This is a genomic window from Mycobacterium sp. MAA66 (assembly GCF_041261665.1).
GTDB lineage: Bacteria > Actinomycetota > Actinomycetes > Mycobacteriales > Mycobacteriaceae > Mycobacterium.
Map to the genome: position 1 here is coordinate 849,188 of NZ_JBGCCC010000001.1, position 14,767 is coordinate 863,954.

General features: G+C 66.0%; 17 protein-coding genes. 11 read left to right on the forward strand and 6 right to left on the reverse strand.

Translation table 11 applies throughout. From position 1 onward, the window contains the following. The first annotated feature begins 7 nt into the window (after window positions 1-7). A complete protein-coding gene (locus ABIA30_RS04115) occupies window positions 8-577 on the forward strand; it encodes a hypothetical protein (RefSeq protein WP_370062314.1) in 570 nt (189 codons plus the stop codon). Continuing rightward, a complete protein-coding gene (locus ABIA30_RS04120; RefSeq protein ID WP_370062316.1) occupies window positions 547-1,038 on the forward strand; it encodes a CAP domain-containing protein in 492 nt (163 codons plus the stop codon). The genes ABIA30_RS04115 and ABIA30_RS04120 overlap by 31 nt, the downstream gene beginning before the upstream one ends. A gap of 7 nt (window positions 1,039-1,045) precedes the next feature. Here ABIA30_RS04120 and ABIA30_RS04125 read toward each other — a convergent pair whose 3' ends face one another. Further along, window positions 1,046-1,423, reverse strand: coding sequence for a carboxymuconolactone decarboxylase family protein (locus ABIA30_RS04125; protein ID WP_370063323.1), 378 nt, complete (start codon window positions 1,421-1,423; stop codon window positions 1,046-1,048). Between the two features lie 90 nt (window positions 1,424-1,513). Between ABIA30_RS04125 and ABIA30_RS04130 the strand changes: the two genes are divergently transcribed. The 3 genes from ABIA30_RS04130 to ABIA30_RS04140 all read left to right on the forward strand — a co-directional run bounded on the left by ABIA30_RS04130 (window position 1,514) and on the right by ABIA30_RS04140 (window position 4,733). After that, complete coding sequence (locus tag ABIA30_RS04130) at window positions 1,514-2,353, forward strand: SDR family oxidoreductase (protein WP_370062318.1); 840 nt, start codon at window positions 1,514-1,516, stop codon at window positions 2,351-2,353. Window positions 2,354-2,434: 81 nt separating this feature from the next. Further along, on the forward strand, window positions 2,435-3,310 hold the full coding sequence (locus ABIA30_RS04135) for a DMT family transporter (protein WP_370062320.1): 876 nt from the start codon (window positions 2,435-2,437) through the stop codon (window positions 3,308-3,310). 25 nt (window positions 3,311-3,335) lie between these two features. After that, window positions 3,336-4,733: a cytosine permease gene (locus tag ABIA30_RS04140; protein ID WP_370062322.1), complete on the forward strand. Its 1,398-nt coding sequence runs from the start codon at window positions 3,336-3,338 to the stop codon at window positions 4,731-4,733. 5 nt (window positions 4,734-4,738) lie between these two features. On the opposite strand, the gene ABIA30_RS04145 is transcribed toward ABIA30_RS04140, so the two are convergent. The 4 genes from ABIA30_RS04145 to ABIA30_RS04160 are packed head-to-tail and all read right to left on the reverse strand — an operon-like array spanning window position 4,739 to window position 8,673. Next, entirely contained in the window at window positions 4,739-5,869 is a 1,131-nt protein-coding gene (locus ABIA30_RS04145) for an epoxide hydrolase family protein (protein ID WP_370062324.1), read from the reverse strand. A gap of 26 nt (window positions 5,870-5,895) precedes the next feature. Beyond that, window positions 5,896-6,507 (reverse strand): lactate utilization protein C, encoded by a 612-nt coding sequence (locus ABIA30_RS04150; RefSeq protein WP_370062326.1) that lies wholly within the window; start codon window positions 6,505-6,507, stop codon window positions 5,896-5,898. Continuing rightward, on the reverse strand, window positions 6,500-7,948 hold the full coding sequence (locus ABIA30_RS04155) for a LutB/LldF family L-lactate oxidation iron-sulfur protein (protein WP_370062328.1): 1,449 nt from the start codon (window positions 7,946-7,948) through the stop codon (window positions 6,500-6,502). The genes ABIA30_RS04150 and ABIA30_RS04155 overlap by 8 nt, the downstream gene beginning before the upstream one ends. Beyond that, window positions 7,945-8,673 carry a (Fe-S)-binding protein gene (locus ABIA30_RS04160; protein WP_370062330.1) on the reverse strand — a complete coding sequence of 243 codons (729 nt, stop codon included), beginning with the start codon at window positions 8,671-8,673 and terminating at the stop codon, window positions 7,945-7,947. The genes ABIA30_RS04155 and ABIA30_RS04160 overlap by 4 nt, the downstream gene beginning before the upstream one ends. A gap of 91 nt (window positions 8,674-8,764) precedes the next feature. Between ABIA30_RS04160 and ABIA30_RS04165 the strand changes: the two genes are divergently transcribed. The 4 genes from ABIA30_RS04165 (at window position 8,765) to ABIA30_RS04180 (ending at window position 12,378) form a co-directional block, all read left to right on the forward strand. Continuing rightward, window positions 8,765-9,394 (forward strand): TetR/AcrR family transcriptional regulator, encoded by a 630-nt coding sequence (locus ABIA30_RS04165; protein ID WP_370062332.1) that lies wholly within the window; start codon window positions 8,765-8,767, stop codon window positions 9,392-9,394. Between the two features lie 233 nt (window positions 9,395-9,627). Further along, on the forward strand, window positions 9,628-10,866 hold the full coding sequence (locus ABIA30_RS04170; RefSeq protein ID WP_370062334.1) for an LLM class flavin-dependent oxidoreductase: 1,239 nt from the start codon (window positions 9,628-9,630) through the stop codon (window positions 10,864-10,866). 2 nt (window positions 10,867-10,868) lie between these two features. Then, window positions 10,869-11,918, forward strand: coding sequence for a zinc-binding dehydrogenase (locus tag ABIA30_RS04175; RefSeq protein ID WP_370062336.1), 1,050 nt, complete (start codon window positions 10,869-10,871; stop codon window positions 11,916-11,918). A 73-nt stretch (window positions 11,919-11,991) separates the two neighbouring features. Further along, window positions 11,992-12,378: a hypothetical protein gene (locus ABIA30_RS04180; protein WP_370062338.1), complete on the forward strand. Its 387-nt coding sequence runs from the start codon at window positions 11,992-11,994 to the stop codon at window positions 12,376-12,378. On the opposite strand, the gene ABIA30_RS04185 is transcribed toward ABIA30_RS04180, so the two are convergent. Beyond that, window positions 12,366-13,034, reverse strand: coding sequence for a TetR/AcrR family transcriptional regulator (locus tag ABIA30_RS04185; RefSeq protein ID WP_370062340.1), 669 nt, complete (start codon window positions 13,032-13,034; stop codon window positions 12,366-12,368). The two genes, ABIA30_RS04180 and ABIA30_RS04185, sit on opposite strands and share 13 nt — an antisense overlap. 98 nt (window positions 13,035-13,132) lie before the next feature. Between ABIA30_RS04185 and ABIA30_RS04190 the strand changes: the two genes are divergently transcribed. After that, on the forward strand, window positions 13,133-14,290 hold the full coding sequence (locus ABIA30_RS04190; RefSeq protein ID WP_370062342.1) for an acyl-CoA dehydrogenase family protein: 1,158 nt from the start codon (window positions 13,133-13,135) through the stop codon (window positions 14,288-14,290). A 106-nt stretch (window positions 14,291-14,396) separates the two neighbouring features. Then, complete coding sequence (locus ABIA30_RS04195) at window positions 14,397-14,747, forward strand: hypothetical protein (protein ID WP_370062344.1); 351 nt, start codon at window positions 14,397-14,399, stop codon at window positions 14,745-14,747. The last annotated feature ends 20 nt before the right edge of the window (window positions 14,748-14,767 follow it).

A 14,767-nucleotide genomic window follows, 5' to 3' on the forward strand; every position in this document is an offset into this window, starting at 1 on the left:
TGCACTGGTGACCGCTCAGCTTGAGACATGTGACCTGGAAACCGAACTCGATGCGGCGCTCGCCGAACACGAGGCCGCGCTGGACGCCGACGAATCCCCGTCCCGCCGCAAGATCCTCTACGGGGTGATGGCGGCCCTGACCGTGCTGCTCGTCGCTGCGGCGGGATACCTTGGCTATCAACGTTATTCGGCATCAGCCACCGACGTTGCGCGCACCGAGTCGGTGCAGACCGCCAGCGGGAGCACGGTAGCGCTGCTGTCCTATCAGCCCGATTCGGCCGAACGGACGCTCGGTGATGCCCGGCGCCTGTTGACGGGGTCATTCCTCGATGCGTACACCTCGCTGATTCATGACGTGGTCATCCCGGGCGCCAAGCAGAAGCACATCGCATCGGTGGCCACCGTTCCTGCCGCGGCCTCGGTCTCCGCCGACGCGCATCACGCGGTCGTGTTGGTCTACGTCAATCAGACGATCACCGTGGGTTCGGACGCCCCGTCACAGACGGCGTCCTGCATCAGGGTCAGCTTGGACAAGATCGACGGCCGATGGCTGATCTCGCAATTCGACCCCATTTGAGATCGATTGCGCCTGCGGTTCTGATCCTCTCGCTGATCAATGCTCCGTGCGCCGGCGCCGATAACACCCGGCTCAACAGCAGTGTGGTGGCCAACGTCTACACCGTTCAGCACGAGGCCGGTTGCACCAACGACGTGAACAAGGATCCGGCGCTGCAGCTGGCCGCGCAATGGCATGCCGAGGACCTGCTGGCCAATCGAAACCTGAACGGCGAGGCGGGTTCTGACGGATCAACCGTGGCAGACCGCGCTCGCGCGGCAGGATTTCGGGGCGCCGTCGCCGAGACGGTGGCGATCAATCCGGCGTTGGCGATCACCGGCATCGAGATACTGAACCAGTGGTTCGCCGACCCGGCCGCACTGGCGACCATGCGTGACTGCGCGTACACCAAGATGGGTGTGTGGTCCGACAACAGCCTGGACCGCACCGTGGTGGTGGCCGTCTACGGAGCGCCGCAGTAAGTCGGCATCAGCCGTCCAGCTCGGCGAACACCTCACGCGCCAGCCGGAAGCTGTCGACCGCAGCCGGCATCCCGGCGTACACGCCAACCTGCAGGAAGATTTCGCGGATCTCCTCGCGGCTGACACCGTTGTTGATCGCCCCCTTGAGATGGGTGCGCAATTCGTGGGGCCGGTTCAGCACGGCGATCATCGCCAGGTTGAGCATGCTCCGCGTCTTGAGCTCGAGTCCCTCGCGGCCCCACACTGCACCCCACGCGTATTCGGTGACCAGATCTTGAAGCGGCTGGGTGAACTCGTCGGCATTGCCCGCGTTGGCCTGGACGTGCGCTGCGCCGAGCACCTTCGTCCGGATCTCACGGCCCTTGTCATAGGTTTGCTGGTCCATCATGCCCTTTCTTCTCGCACCGATTATTTCCCAGCCGAACGACGCCCCGCGTGGAGTTACATTTTTAGCCGATAGTGTTACGGTCCACGCATGGCGCGGGTTTCGGTGATCACAGGCGGTGCGGGTGGCATGGGACAGGCCACCGCGAAAGTGATCGGGCAGGATCATCGGCTGGTGCTGGCCGATGTCCGACGGGATCGCCTGGACCTGGCGGCCGCGACACTGGAAGGTTTGGGCATCGATGTCACCGCCGTCCACTGTGATGTGCGTGATGCCGATGCCGTGGCCCGACTCCTGGATATCGCCACCGATCAAGGCACCCTGGCTTCGGTCGTCCACACCGCCGGCGTCAGCCCCAGCATGGGCGACGCCGCGTACGTCATGACCACCAACGCCATCGGCACCGTCGTGGTCAACGAGGCCTTCTATGCCGCCGCCGGCGAGGGCGCGGCCATCGTGAATGTCGCGTCCATGGCCGGCCATCTGCTGCCCGACGAGATCATCCCGACCGACAAGTTCCCACTCGCCCTGTCCGACGCCGACGAGTTCGTGACAACCCTGCTGCAGACCTGCGCCATGGCGCCGCCGCAGGCCCAGTCCGGCTTCTCGTACGCACTGAGCAAGAACTTCGTCACGTGGTACAGCAGCTCGCAATGCGAGCGCTTCAACGCCAAGGGCCTGCGCATCGTGTCCGTTTCACCGGGCTCCATCGACACCGAGATGGGCCGCCTCGAGGAGCAGGCCGGTGCCGGCGCCATGGTCACCGACGCCGCGGTGCCGCGCTGGGGTCTGCCCGAGGAGATGGCTGATCTGCTGGCATTCTGTGTCAGCACCAAGGCGGCGTATCTGACCGGCACCGACATCCTCAATGACGGCGGCGTCGTCGCCTCGATGCGTGAGCGCGCCCGACTTGCCGCCGTGAAAGCCTGACTACACCGTCCATAAATAATGAACGGTATGTCCGCCTTAATCACGTGGACATGAACGTTATTGGTCCCGTTCAATGAAGCGGTGACCACCACCTTCGCACGCAACGGCGCCCTTATGGCCCTGGCGTCGACGATGTCGGTCCAGCTCGGCGCGGCCGTCGCGGCCCTGCAGATAGCTGCGCTGGGCGCACCCGGAGTGGCATGGTTGCGGCTGGCCTGGGCCGGGGTATTGATGCTGGTGATCGTTCGTCCCCGTACCGCGTCCTTCACCCGATCGGCCCTGATCAACTGCACGGCGCTGGGTGTCGCGACGGCCGGGTTCACCCTGTTGTTCACTGCTGCGGTGGCCCGGATCCCGCTGGGCACTGCCAGCGCGCTGGAATTCCTCGGCCCGCTCGCGGTCGCCGTGGCCAAGGGCAGCGGCCGGAACCGGATCCTGCTGCCCGGGCTGGCCGCCATCGGGGTGGTGCTGCTCACCCAGCCGTGGGCCGGGGCGGTCGATCCACTCGGTGTGCTGTTCGCCATCGGCTCGGCGGGCTGCGTGGCGGCCTACATCTTGCTCACCCAACGCGTCAGCGACGAGGTATCGGGAATCACGGGCCTGGCGGTGTCCATCCCGGTCGCGGCGATCATCGCGACCGCAGTGGCCGCACCGCTGGCACTGCATCGTCTGACCCCGCATCTACTGCTGGTCGGCCTCGGGCTCGCGATCCTGCTGCCGATGGTGCCGTTCGCACTCGAGATGCAGGCGCTGCGGCGCCTGTCGGCCGCCTCCTTCGGCACGCTCATGAGTCTGGAGCCCGCGGCCGCCATGCTGATGGGACTGACGATCCTGCACCAGGTTCCGCGACCGCCGGCGATGGTCGGTTTGGTTCTGGTGGTGCTGGCCGGTATCGGCGCGGCCCGCGCCGGCAGCCGACGCGCCGCTGCCGCCGAACCCGTACCAGTGCTCTACTGACCGCGTCACGTGGTCGAATGGTGGCATGACCGGACCGGCCGTCGAAGCCTCCAACCCCGCACTGACCGCAGCACCGTTCACCGGCCACAGGCCACGCGGCACCGGTGACATGTCGGTGGAAACCCATGGCATCGCCCCGATCGACGCCGCACACCGGTACGGCACCCCACGCCGGCTGTTCACCGTCTGGTTCGCCCCACAGATCAACATGTCGTGCGTCTTCACCGGCGCCCTGATCGCGTCCCTGGGACTCGGCTTCTGGCTGTCGTTCCTGGCGCTGGTCATCGGGACAGTGCTCGGCTCACTCGTGGTCGGGTACCTGTCAACCCTGGGACCACGTACCGGCACCGCTCAATTGCCCGCGGCCCGAATGGTTTTCGGCGGAACCGTGGTGGTTCCTGCTGCGCTGCAATGGCTTTCGTCGGTGGCTTGGGATGGTCTGGTCGGGTTGTTCGGCGGCGAGGCGCTGGCGGCGCTGCTGGGCATTCCGTTCTGGGCCGCGGTGCTCATCGTGCTCGGGGTGCAGGGCACCGTCGGCTACATCGGCTATGAGCTGATCCACCGATTGCAGGCGGTGCTCACCGTCGTGCTGTTCGTGACCTTCGTGGTGTTCGCCATCAGGCTGGCCGGCGGACACCAGGTCGTGGTGCCGACCAGCGTGCATGGCGCCGACCTGGCCGGAGCGTTCGTGCTCGGCGTGACGCTGGCGCTCAGCCTGGCGGTGTCATGGGCCAGCTACGCCGCAGATTTCAGCCGTTACCTGCCGGCCGACTCGTCGTCGGGCGGCGTTTTCGGCTATACCTTCGGCGGTTTGGCCTTGGCCTACATCTTCATCGAGACCATCGGAATCGCGGCCGGCTCAGTGATTTCCGACCAGACCGCCGAAGGCGTGCGCACAGTGATGGGTGGAGGAGCGCTCGGCGCCGCGGCGCTGGCGATCATCGCGCTGGCCTCGGTCGGTTCGGGGGTGATGAACGACTACAGCGGGTCGCTGGCCCTGCAGACACTGGGTGTGCGGGTGCGTCGGCCGTTGTCATCAGTGGTCGTGACCACGCTGGCCTTCGGATTGATCCTGTGGCTGCACGCTGCCGACACCGCCGACCGCTTCACCAATGTGCTGCTGCTGGTGAGCTATTGGATTCCGGCGTTCGCCGCCGTGGTGATCGTCGACTGGCGCCGGCGCAGCCGTGGTCGCGCGACGGTGGACCCCGCGACCACGCGCACGCCACGGGCCGACGCCTTGGTCGCCCTCACTGCGTTTGTGCTCGCCTATGCGGCTGCCATCCCATTCATGAACACCACCCTGTTGCAGGGCGCAGTGGCCCGGGCCTGGCATGGCGCCGACCTCGCCTACTTCGTGAATTTCTTTGTGGCGCTGGCGATCTACGGCGGCTACCGGCGCTGGCGGGCCGTGCGACCGTGAAGGTGTCAGCGAACCGTCGCGAAAAACGCGCGCATATCGTCGACCAGTAGCTCAGGTTGCTCCAACGCCGCGAAATGCCCACCGCGCGGCATCGTCGTCCACCGGGTGATGTGGTACCCGGCCTCACACCACGATCGGGGCGGGCGGCCGATCTCCTTGGGGAACGACGCAACGCCGGTGGGTAACTCGATACGGCCGCCGGAACCGAACGCCGCCATACTCTCCCAGTACAGGCGCGCCGATGACGCGCCGGTGGCGGTGACCCAGTAGATCATCACGTTGTCGAGCAGCTCATCTCGGCTCAGAACGTTCTCCGGGTGGCCGTCGCAGTCGGTCCAGGCCCAGAACTTCTCGACTATCCAGGCCAGTTGCGCCACCGGGGAATCCACCAGTCCGTAGCCGACGGTCTGTGGGCGGGTGGATTGTTGTTTGGAATAGCCGGTGCCGTGACGCCGGTGCTCCCGCATCGCAGCGATGGACTGCAATTCGTCGGCGCTGAATTCGGTAACCCCGGCCGGCGGACGGGCGATCGGCATGTTGGTGTGAATCGCAGCGCAGTGACCGACATTCCGGCCCATCTGTGCCGTCACCGCCGCGCCCCAGTCGCCACCTTGCGCACCGTAGCGCCGGTATCCGAGCCGGAGCATCAGCACGTCCCAGGCCCGTGCGATGCGTTCGACGTTCCAGCCCGACGACGTCGGTTTCCCAGAGAACCCGAAGCCCGGCAGCGACGGGCACACCACATGGAAAGCATGCTCGGCCCGGCCACCGTGAGCGGTCGGGTCCGTCAACGGTTCGATGATCTTGTGGAACTCGGCGATCGACCCCGGCCAGCCGTGCGTGATGATCAGCGGCAGCGCTTCGGGATGCGGTGACCGCTGGTGAATGAAATGGATGTCCAGGCCATCGATTTCGGTGGTGAACTGATCGAATCGGTTGAGGGCGGCCTCGCGTGCCCGCCAGTCATACCCGTCGGCCCAATATTCGGCGAGGGCGCGGGTGTAACTCAGCGGGATGCCCTGGCTCCAGTCATCGACGCATTCGGCCTCGGGCCAACGGGTATTGGCCAACCGGCGGCGCAGGTCGTCCACGACGCCTTCGGACACAGCAATGCGAAACGGGATCACGGCGGTCATAAGGTCCCATTGTCCCCGACCACAGATTACGAGCTCTGCACCACCAGCACATCCAAGGTCCGCGGCCCATGGACGCCTTCGACGCGCTCCAGCTCGATGTCGCTGGTGGCGCTGGGCCCCGAGATGAATGTCAACGGCCGCAACGGGTCAAGGGCCGCGAACCCCTGGGGCACCGTGTCGACGATCTGCTGGGCACCGATCACACAGATGTGATGGTCCGGTATCAGGGTCAGAGCCCGGCGCCCCTGTGCCGCACCACCATCCAGCACGACGGTGCCCGTGGCGGCGATTCCCAGCGCGCAGCCGGTGATCACCGCGTCGACGGCATCGAGCGCCCCGACCTCCAGCGGCGGGTCATCGGTGACGGTGTGTACCCCGGCGACCCACGCCGCGGGCAGGTCGGGCGGGATCACCGCGGTACCGCTACCCACCAATCGCGCGACGGTCGCAGCGATGTCCGCGCCATCGATACGGTGCACCCGGGCCCGGTACTCGGCGACGGTGACCGCGAATCGCTCCACGTCGGGTGTACCGGTCAGCGGGCTGCGGTGGTAGTCGCGGGGAACCTGGATCGGGGGAGTCGGAGTCAGTGCGGAGCGGATGCGCCGCAACACCATTGCCCGGGCGTCGTCACTCATGGTGCTGGTCCCACCACTGCCGGAACGTCTGCGTGGGTGGCTCGGGAACATCGCGCGCGGCTGTCCATTTCGAGGCGGGCCACGGCAGCGCGCGGATCTGGTGATCGCGGGCCAGCAGCCGGCCGGCTCCAAGTAGCCTCTCGGCCAAGGCAAACCGGCGGGCGGAGCCCATCACCCAGCCGGCGGCCCGCATTGCCGCATCCTGTCCGCGGGGTGAGACATGTCCATCGACCTGCGCTGCCCGCAGATGCACCAGAATGCTCGGGATGTCGATGCGCACCGGGCAGGCGTCAAAACATGCGCCGCACAGTGACGATGCGTACGGCAGGCTGGCATTCGGGTCATCGCGTCCGGTGGTGCCGGTCAATTGCGGGCTCAGAATCGCCCCGATCGGCCCTGGGTACACCGAACCGTAGGCATGTCCACCGGTGCGTTCGTACACCGGGCAGACGTTCAGACAGGCGCTGCACCGGATGCAGTGCAGCGCAGCGCGTCCCACTTCGTCAGCGAGCACCCGGGTACGTCCGTTGTCCAACAACACCAGATGGAACTCCTGCGGCCCGTCACCGGGATGTACGCCGGTCCACATCGAGGTGTACGGGTTCATCCGCTCGGCCGTCGAGGACCGCGGCAGCAGCTGCATGAACACCTCGAGGTCGGCGAAGGTCGGTATCACCTTCTCGATGCCCATCACGGTGATCAAGGTCTGCGGCAGGGTCAGGCACATCCGCCCATTACCTTCGGATTCGACGACGGCCAGGGTGCCGGTTTCGGCCACGGCGAAATTCGCACCACTCACGGCAACCTTGGCAGACAGGAACTTTCGTCGCAAGTGGGCACGTGCCGCCATCGCCAGCACTCGCGGCTCATCGGTAAGGTCGGCACCGCCGGGCATCTCGCGGGCGAAGATGTCGCGGATCTCGGACCGGTTGCGGTGGATCGCCGGCACCAGGATGTGACTGGGCTTGTCGTTGCCGAGTTGCACGATGAGTTCGGCGAGATCGGTCTCGATCGCGCAAATACCGTGGGCTTCCAGATATTCGTTGAGTCCGATCTCCTGGGTGGCCATCGATTTGACCTTGACCACCTCGTCGCTGCCGGTTGCCCGGATCAGTTCGGCGACAATCTGATTGGCCTCGTCTGCGTCGCGAGCCCAGTGCACGGTGCCGCCGTGGGCGACGACGTTGAGCTCGAGTTGTTCGAGTAATTCCGGCAGCCGCGCCAGCACGTCCTGTTTGATCGCGCTGCCGGCCGCGCGCAGTTCCTCCCAATCGGAGCATTCTGCGACGGCCGCAGCACGTTTGACGCGGATGGTGTGGGTGGCATGACCGATGTTGCGACGTAGCTGGGCATTGTCCAGTGCGACGGCGGCGGCATCGGGAAACTTCTGCTCGCCGCGTAGATTGCCCATCCCGGGACTGCCGAGGAACACCGCGGTCATCGGGTCGCCGCCAGAATCTCGGCCAGGTGCACGGTGCGCACATCGCTGCCGATGCGGCTGAGGCCGCCACCGATGTGCATCAAGCACGACGAATCGCCCGCCGTACACACCTGCGCACCGCTGCGTGCGATGCTCGCCATCTTGTCTGTCAGCATCGCGGCGGACACCCCGGCGTTCTTGACGGCGAACGTCCCACCGAAGCCGCAACAGGATTCGGCTTCGGGTAGCTCCACCAGCGTCAGGCCCTGCACCCGGCGCAGCAGCCGTAGCGGCTTGTCACCCACCCCGAGCATCCGAAGCGAGTGACACGTCGGGTGGTAGGTCACGGTATGCGGGTAATAGGCGCCGACGTCGTCGACACCGAGCACGTCGACCAGCAGTTCCGACAGCTCGAACGTCCGCGCCGCAACCGATTCCGCCCGCCGGGCCAGCGCCTCGTCACCCGCCCGGCGGGCGACCATGGCGTGCTGATGCCGAACCGAGCCGACGCACGACCCCGATGGCGCGGCGATGAGGTCACAGTCCCCGAAGACCTCGACGTGATGCCGAACCAGCGCGGTCGCATCGGTCAGGTATCCGGTATTGATATGCATTTGGCCACAACAGGTTTGACCGACAGGGAACGTCACCTGGTGTCCCAGCCGCTCCAGCAGGCGCACCGTCGCGATGGCCGCCGCCGGGAACATGGCGTCGGCCAGGCAGGTCACGAACAGCGCTATCCGCATCGGCACTCCGCAGTGACATGACAATTCTTGATCAGACGACATTACCGCCGGTGCCGGTGTCGATGTCAGCGCCTGTGACATGCTCATACCCGTGTCGGCAACAGCGCAGAACCGCCAGGGGAGCGCCACCCGTGCGCGCCTGGTGAAGACCGCCGAAAAGCTGTTCGCCGAGCAGGGCGTGGATGCGGTGTCGGTGCGTGCGGTCAACGCGGCGGCCGGCCTAGGCGCGGCCTCGGTGCACTACCACTTCGGCTCGAAGGACGAGTTGCTGCGCGCGGTGGTCCTCGATCTCGGCACCACGGTGGGTTCGGCGATTCAATCCAATGTCGATGCGCTGGCCGCAGACTCGGCCCCGCCGACCTCCGATGCGCTGGTGCGTGCGGTCACCGGTCCGTACTTGGATCTGCTGCACCGACAGCGCACCCGGGGCATGCGCTGGATCAAGATCGTCGCGCAGATCACGCAGGCCGGTCCCGCCGACGAGACCATCGAACCGAAACTGCGCGACTCGCTGCTGGAACAGGTACGCCGAGTTTTCCCAGCCGCCGACCCGGATCGGCTGGAGGCCCGATGGGCGGTGTCGATCATGGGCTTTGTGCAGGGCCTGAGCCGGGCCGACGAGTGGGATCGCGCCAAGCTGTCGACGCACGCCCTGGATGCGTTCTACGAAGACCTGGTGACCTTCGTCATCGGTGGTACCGAGCGCCTGCTCAACGCGTAGCCTCGCCGCCCCCGACCGACTGCGAACCCAACCGCACGGCGGTTTCCTGGCCGATTTTCCGCCACCCGGTTGGGTTCGTGAGAATTCGCCGTCTGATCCGCCGTGCGGGCCCGGATATCTGAGCACCGGTCCCGCGACGGTCGATATTTCTGGATCACTTGATCCAATCGAGTGATCGGATTAGAGTCCGTGACGACAAGCCCGCCAGCCCGAATGAGAACCAGGAGAGCACCGTGAGCAGCGCCGCCCAGTGGAGCCCAACGTCATTGAAGTTCGGGGCGTTCCTCGCCCCGTACCACCCGCTGAACGCCGATCCGGCGCTGCAATTGCGCCGCGACATCGACCTGATGACGCACTTGGACCACCTCGGTTTCGAGGAGGCCTGGATGGGCGAGCACCACTCCACCGGCGCCGAAATCGTCCCGGCCCCAGACATGTTCATCGCCGCGGCCGCTGAGCGTACCGAGCGCATCCGCTTCGGCACCGGCGTCATGTCGCTGCCGTACCACCACCCGCTGATCACCGCGGACCGCATCACCCAGCTCGATCTGCAGACCCGCGGCCGGCTGATCGTCGGCACCGGGCCCGGCAAGATCCCGCTCGACGCGCACATGATGGGCATCACCACCACCGACCAGCGTCGGATGCAGGGTGAGGCCCTGGAGGCTGTGCTGCGGCTGCTGCGCGGCGAGGTGGTCAACATGGAGACCGACTGGTTCACCCTGCGGGATGCCCGGGCCCAGCTGCCCACCTACAACCCAGCCGGCATCGAGGTCGCCACCGCGTCGACCATCTCACCCAACGGCTCGGTCCTGGCCGGCAAGCACGGCCTGTCCCTGCTGTCGCTGGCCGCCAGCTCACCGGCCGGCTATGAATCACTCGACCGCAACTGGGGCGTGTACGAACAGGTTTCAACCGAGAACGGCCACGTCGCCAACCGTGCCACCTGGCGCCTGGTCAACCCGATGTTCATCGCCGAGACCCGCGAGGAGGCCGAGCGCGCCGTCGGCCGGCGGATCCACGCCATCGCCGAATACGTCAACCGGCAACAGCGGATCAACCCGGACTGGGCGCAGACCCCGGCCGGCATCATCGACTACTGGCGCAATGAATCACTCGGCGAGTTCGGCCAGGCCATCATCGGCACGCCGGAGGACGCCATCGCCCAAATCGACCGGCTGATCGAAAAAACCGGCGGCTTCGGCACCATGCTGATCATGCACGTGGACATGGCCGACTGGGAGAACACCAAACGCAGTTACGAGCTGTTCGCCTCCGAGGTGATCCCACACTTCCGCCGGCGCAACAGCGGCCGTCAGGCCAGTCTGCAGTTCGCCGAGGACAACGGCGAACACCTGATCGGCAATCTGATCGGCGCGATCACCAAGGCGTACACGGACTACTACGGCCAGCCCACCGATCTGCCCGCCACGCCGGCTCCTGCCGGCGATCTGACCACCACAGGAGCCTGAACATGAAGGCAGCACAGTTCATCGAGGGACAGTTCACCGTCACCGACGTCGCCCCTCCGCCGGCCGCCGGCCCGGGCCAGCTTCGGATCAAGGTGGCCGCCTGCGGCATCTGCGGCAGCGACCTGAGCATGTCCAAGGACCCGTGTCGGTTCGTCTCCGTCGCTGCCGGTGCGGGCTACCCCTTCGCAGTCTTCGATGCCACCCGCCCGGTGGTGCTCGGCCATGAGTGGTCCGGCACCGTCGTCGAAACCGGGCCGGGCGTCGAGGATTTCGCGGCCGGGGATCGGGTCACCGGACTCGGGATCACCACCGAACAAGGCACCGGGATGCCGACGATCATCGGCTACTCGAACGACTACCACGGTGCATTCGGCGAAGAAATTGTCGTCGACGCCTTCTGGGTGCGGCACGTGCCCGACGGTCTGTCGCTCGAACACGCCACGCTGGCCGAGCCGCTGCATGTCGGCGAGATGCACATGCAGCAATCCGGCCTGAGCGCCACCGACACCGCCTTGGTGATCGGTTGCGGCTCAATCGGATTGGGAACCATCCTGGCCGCCAAAGCCGCCGGCGCACACATCGTCATCGCCTCGGAGCCGTCGCCCAAGCGCCGCGAGCTGGCCGCCAAGATGGGCGCCGACATCGTCGTCGACCCGAATGAGCAGGATCCGATCGCGGTCTACAACGAGCTGCTCGGCGCCGGCAAGACCGGCGGCGGCATCCTCATCGCCTATGAGTGCAGCGGCCGCGTCGGCACCCTGAATTCGCTGACCCACACGCTGCCGTGGGGCTCACGGATTCAGGTGGTGGCGTCTCCGTTCAACGAGGAGACGATCATCCCGGTGGTCGCCCAGATGCGCCAGATCGCCATCAATTTCGGTCACGGCCCGTATGAGCGGGCTTACGAGAAGGTGTTGCAGCGGTTGGCCGATGGTGAGATCGACGCCGAGGCGCTGATCACCGGCCGCACCGGATTGGACGGCATCGGTGAGGCATTCGACGCGTTGCGCAACCCCGACGAGCACGTGAAGATCCTGGTGCTGCCATCCTGACCGTTGCACCGTTACCGGCATGTTGCCGTGTCGATCACGGGACAGGTGGGTCCCCGTGGGGCACAGTTGACATATGGCCGGTCAAATGATCCCCAAACCCAGCGACCTGAAGGCCGCGGCCCAGTCCGCGGTCGATGCCGCCCAGGCGGCGGTGGACACGGCACAGGCGGTGGCCAGCGGAGCCATGCGCATTCCGCCGGCCTCGGTACAGCTCGCCGCCCAGGTTCCCGATCTGATCGAGAACCTGGCGGCGGCCACCGAGCGACTGAATACGACCATCGACCGCACCGAGCGCGTGATGGCGATGGCCGACCCGATGTTCCGCACCCTCGATGCGCTGCTACCGCAATTGGAAGCCCTGGTGAACACCGGCAACGAGGTGTTCCGAATGCTCTCGAACATCCCGGGCGTCTCTCGCCTCAATCCGTTCAGCAGCGGAGCCAAGCCTCAGGACAAGTGATTCGTGCTGCGGCGGCGGGTGCGGCGCTGGTCGATGGCGTCGAACCGCAGCCCGAGCCCGTCGATGAACGACGTCAGGGCCAACTCGAAACCGGCCAGATCGATCTGGTCAGCCTTGCCGCGCAGTAGGTGGGCCTGGCTCATGTGCGGGTAGCGGTCCCGGTAGACCTGCACGTCATCGGTGAATCCGCGGGAGAACGACCCGACGGTCGACCCCAGTACCAGTGATCGGGTCGCGGCACCGATCAACGTTGCTTCCCGCGGTGGCCAACCCGCGCGCACCAGACCTCCGTGCACGGCGTCGGCCACCCGCAAGCTCTCGTCCCGGCGGCCCGGACCGGTAGCCAGATAGGGGACCAGATTGGGGTGGGCTGCCAGCGCCGAGCGGTGGGAGCGAGCCCACGACGCCAGCGCGGCCCGCCAGTCGTCCCCGCGATCGAACCCCGTCGTGTCGATTTCCGCCGCGACTCGACTGGCGACGGCGTCGAGCACGTCATCTTTGGTGGGGTAGTGCTTGTAGAGCGACGAGGCCTGCACGCCGAGTTCGGCGGCGAGCTTGCGCATCGAGAACTCGGCCAGCCCGTCGCGGTCGATCAGTTCCAGTGCGGTGTCGCGGATGCGTTCGCGGCTGAGCAGCGGTACCCGGGGCCTACCCATCTGCACCTCCTTGAATTAGCGAACACCGTTAGCTTATTGTGTCAGCAACAAGCTAACACTGTTCACCCGATTTGAAGAGACACCGTGAGGAGATACCCGTGGAGCGCACGGTCTACAGCGAGGAACACGAGGACTACCGGAACATGATCCGGTCTTTCGTCGAGGCCGAGGTCAGCCCGGTCTACGACGAGTGGTTCGAGAAGGGCCTGGTACCGCGCGAGTTCTACTACAAGCTGGGCAAACTGGGCATCTTCGGCGCAGAGATCCCCACCGAATATGGCGGCGAGGGCTTGTCCTCGTACAAGTTCCAGGCCATCCTCACCGAGGAACTGTCCCGCGCCGCAGTGTCTTTCGGTGGCTCCAGTGTGCACGTTGGCTTGTGTCTGCCGTACATCCGCGACATCGGCAACGACGAGCAGAAGAAGCGCTGGTTCCCCGGCATGCTCAGCGGCGAGATCATGTTCGCCATCGCCATGACCGAGCCCGGCACCGGTTCAGACCTGGCCGGAATGCGGACCACCGCAAAGCTTTCCGAGGACGGCACCCACTACGTGCTGAACGGCTCGAAGACCTTCATCACCGGCGGCGTGCACGCCGACCGGGTGATCGTGTGCGCACGTACTTCCGCTCCGAAAGAAGACGACCGCCGGTTCGGCATCTCGCTGCTGGTGGTGGACACCAAGTCCGAGGGCTACTCGGTCGGGCGCAAGCTCGACAAGCTGGGCCTGCGCTGCTCGGACACCGCCGAGCTGAACTTCACCGACGTCAAGGTGCCGGTCGAGGACGTGCTCGGCGAGGCCGACCAAGGATTCAACTACCTGGGCCAAAACCTGCCCCGCGAACGGCTCGGCATTGCGGTCAGCGCTTACGCGCAGGCCAAGGCCGCGGTCCGGTTCGCGGTGCAGTACACCAAGGACCGCACCGTCTTCGGTAAGCCGGTGGCCTCGTTCCAGAACACCAAGTTCGAATTGGCTGCATGCCAGGCCGATGTCGATGCGATGGAGGCCGTGGTCGACCGTGCGATGACGGCCCACGACAGCGATGAGCTGTCCGCAGCCGATGCCGCCAAAGCCAAGCTGTTCTGCACCGACGCCGCGGCCCGCGTCATCGACCGCTGCCTGCAGTTGCACGGCGGCTACGGCTACATCAACGAGTACCCGATCGCCCGGCTGTATGCCGACAACCGGGTCGGCCGCATCTACGGCGGTACCAGCGAGGTGATGAAGATGATCATCGCCAAAGACATGGGTCTGTAGATCGCCGTTGGACTGTGCGGAGGCGCCCGTCGGAGTAACTTCACTCCCGGGCGCCTTCGGCATTTACCGGTGCGCCCGGCGCCCAGTCGAGGAAGTGGCAGGCCCGATGAATCGTGTGTACACCCACGGTGACTTGCTCAGCCGCGGACAGGCGCGTCGATTGAGTCGGCGGTTCACCACTGTGGGCGTGCAAATCGAACCGGACCGGTTACAGCAGATCTGGGCCGGGTCGCCGTGCGCCGAAGACGAGCATGTCGACGTCAACTTCGCGTTGGTCGCCACCGCGTTTCACCACGAAGCACGGAACTGTGCGTTGACGCGGGCCCGGTCCCGACTACTGCGGTGGTCGTTGATCGGCGCCATGACGCTGCTGAGTCTGAGTGTGCTGATCTGCCTGACACTGGCAATGCTCAGCATGGTGGAGCCGACATTCGACACCGGGACGCCCACGCCGTGAACCTCAGCACCGACCAGACC

What these genes read in the sequence shown, in the direction of transcription:
- ABIA30_RS04145 (WP_370062324.1), bottom strand. Translation starts at nt 5,869, where the DNA reads ATGACCGCCGTGATCCCGTTTCGCATTGCTGTGTCCGAAGGCGTCGTG.
- ABIA30_RS04130 (WP_370062318.1), top strand. Translation starts at nt 1,514, where the DNA reads ATGGCGCGGGTTTCGGTGATCACAGGCGGTGCGGGTGGCATGGGACAG.
- ABIA30_RS04195 (WP_370062344.1), top strand. Translation starts at nt 14,397, where the DNA reads ATGAATCGTGTGTACACCCACGGTGACTTGCTCAGCCGCGGACAGGCG.
- ABIA30_RS04140 (WP_370062322.1), top strand. Translation starts at nt 3,336, where the DNA reads ATGACCGGACCGGCCGTCGAAGCCTCCAACCCCGCACTGACCGCAGCA.
- ABIA30_RS04180 (WP_370062338.1), top strand. Translation starts at nt 11,992, where the DNA reads ATGGCCGGTCAAATGATCCCCAAACCCAGCGACCTGAAGGCCGCGGCC.
- ABIA30_RS04160 (WP_370062330.1), bottom strand. Translation starts at nt 8,673, where the DNA reads ATGCGGATAGCGCTGTTCGTGACCTGCCTGGCCGACGCCATGTTCCCG.
- ABIA30_RS04120 (WP_370062316.1), top strand. Translation starts at nt 547, where the DNA reads ATGGCTGATCTCGCAATTCGACCCCATTTGAGATCGATTGCGCCTGCG.
- ABIA30_RS04185 (WP_370062340.1), bottom strand. Translation starts at nt 13,034, where the DNA reads ATGGGTAGGCCCCGGGTACCGCTGCTCAGCCGCGAACGCATCCGCGAC.
- ABIA30_RS04155 (WP_370062328.1), bottom strand. Translation starts at nt 7,948, where the DNA reads ATGACCGCGGTGTTCCTCGGCAGTCCCGGGATGGGCAATCTACGCGGC.
- ABIA30_RS04125 (WP_370063323.1), bottom strand. Translation starts at nt 1,423, where the DNA reads ATGGACCAGCAAACCTATGACAAGGGCCGTGAGATCCGGACGAAGGTG.
- ABIA30_RS04175 (WP_370062336.1), top strand. Translation starts at nt 10,869, where the DNA reads ATGAAGGCAGCACAGTTCATCGAGGGACAGTTCACCGTCACCGACGTC.
- ABIA30_RS04150 (WP_370062326.1), bottom strand. Translation starts at nt 6,507, where the DNA reads ATGAGTGACGACGCCCGGGCAATGGTGTTGCGGCGCATCCGCTCCGCA.